The 753-nt window shown below is 40.5% G+C and carries 1 protein-coding gene; it reads right to left on the minus strand.

Annotated elements, in window-relative coordinates; all coding sequences use genetic code 11:
• Positions 1 to 42: 42 nt before the first annotated feature.
• A partial coding sequence (locus tag ACS8FD_RS19865; protein ID WP_439277134.1) for a tetratricopeptide repeat protein occupies positions 43 to 753 on the minus strand: 711 nt, incomplete at its 5' end.

Below are 753 nucleotides of genomic sequence, written 5' to 3' on the forward strand. Positions count from 1 at the left end.
CACACTGTCTTGCTTTGCCATAATAAGTTACCTCAGCAATTGCTATTTTGAACGTACATTTTTAAATGGGTCAGTAGCTATAGAAAGACTACTTTTAGAGGGAGACTGCTTTTTGACGGGTTTGGTAGGAGCGCGCCTTTGTTTCACTGCTGCTTGTCTTTTGACAGGAGAAGCTTTTTTCTTGACGGATGTACGGCGCTGTTTTCTCGATTTAGTCTTGTTTTTTACCGCTCTTGGCTTTATGACAGGCGCTGGAGGTTTTGGTAAAGACTCATCGTAATTAAAACCGTAGATCTCACCGTAGATTTTGCTAAGAGCGTGCTGATATTCTTTTAAAAAGTCTGCATCAACCTCATCAGTTAAGTAGTCTGATTGCAATTGCTTTTGAGAGACGATAGCACTGCTATTTAAGAGTATCTTTTTAAGCTTGGCGGTGCTGTGACCCAGATTGATTGCTTCGCTTGCTGTATAGACAGCATAAGCAGTATAGCCATTATTGTAATAAATCTGTGCCAAAATCTCCCATGCTAAAGAGTCATTTGGGTTGACTGACAGTCTGTGATTTAGGTCTGAAACTAATTGATGCAGCTGCGGTGATCTTGCATCAGCATTTTTAAGCTTAGCGAATTGATTAATAACGCTTGAGCTCGGATCTTTTTCTTGTATGACAAGCTCACTATGTGCTGTACCTATAGCAGTACCCATAATAAGCAGACCCGAAAAGACAGCTTTAGGCAGCTTGAAACTAACTTT

It is taken from the genome of Psychrobacter sp. 1U2, assembly GCF_051847575.1.